Source organism: Micromonospora craterilacus (assembly GCF_003236315.1).
In the GTDB taxonomy this organism is placed as follows: Bacteria; Actinomycetota; Actinomycetes; order Mycobacteriales; family Micromonosporaceae; genus Micromonospora; species Micromonospora craterilacus.
Genome location: NZ_POTY01000489.1, coordinates 1 through 955 on the forward strand (window position 1 = coordinate 1; position 955 = coordinate 955).

2 protein-coding genes are annotated in these 955 nt (G+C 72.7%); one reads left to right on the forward strand and one right to left on the reverse strand.

Annotated elements, in window-relative coordinates; translation table 11 throughout:
• Positions 1-18: 18 nt before the first annotated feature.
• Positions 19-240, reverse strand: coding sequence for a YbaK/EbsC family protein (locus C1I95_RS34005; RefSeq protein ID WP_199524043.1), 222 nt, complete (start codon positions 238-240; stop codon positions 19-21).
• Positions 241-372: 132 nt separating this feature from the next.
• Here C1I95_RS34005 and C1I95_RS34010 point away from each other — a divergent pair, with 132 nt between their 5' ends.
• Positions 373-753, forward strand: a complete 381-nt coding sequence (locus C1I95_RS34010; protein ID WP_111220214.1) for an MmcQ/YjbR family DNA-binding protein — start codon at positions 373-375, stop codon at positions 751-753.
• The last annotated feature ends 202 nt before the right edge of the window (positions 754-955 follow it).

Genomic DNA, 955 nt, shown 5'->3' on the forward strand with positions numbered 1-955 from the left:
ACCCGTGACGACCGGGTGTCAGCGCTGGTCGGCGCGGTCGGTCAACCCGGTCAGCCGGTCACCCGGGACGAGGACGACCAGGTAGTCGTCGTCGCGCCGGACCACGAGCGTCTTCACCACGTCGGGTACCGCCACGCCACGCGCGGTCGCCGCATCGTCGAGGCTGCGGACCTGGCCGTGCCGGATGACCCGGTGGGGGATGCCGGCGGCGGCGAGCGCGTCGAGTGCCGGTGTCGCCATGATCTCGACCCTAGCCCGACTAGGCGCACCCGGCCGCCGGCCGCCGCCCGGTCCGCCCGGTCCGGCGGGATGATGTCGGACCCGGCGGCTACCGTGTCCGGATGCAGCAGATGGTGCCCCGGAGGAGTCTCGATGGCTGATGCCGACGACGTCCGTCGCCTGGCACTGGCGCTGCCGCACGTGGTGGAGATCGACAGCGACGGCTTCGACTTCCGGGTGGCCGACCACGGGTTCGTCTGGTCCTATCCCGAGCGTCGGCCCGGCAAGCCGCGCGCCATCCGCACCGACATCGCCGTGCTGTACGTCGGCGACGAGGCCGAGAAGCAGGCGCTGCTCCTCGGCGAGCCCGAACTCTTCTTCACCACGCCCGGGTACGACGGGCTGCCGCTGGTCATGCTGTGGCTGGCGAAGGTGGGCGTCGACCGTCTCGAGGAACTCGTCACCGACGCCTGGCGGATGCGCGCCCCCGACTCGCTCGCCGGTGATCTCGGCGGCGGCGGGCGTCCACGGTGATCGCACACACCATATCCCGCGGCTCCGGTTGACCGACCACTCGCCGAGACCGGCGCTGGCGAAGGACGGCGTCGAGGGCGAAGCTGTCCCGACCGCTCCACCGATGCCGGCGGCGCTGCCCGGAGACGTATTCGAGGGCGGGTGGTGGCGGGCAGGCCCCGACGTCCTCGCCCGGCCCGTTTACAGCCCGATCGCCGACCCC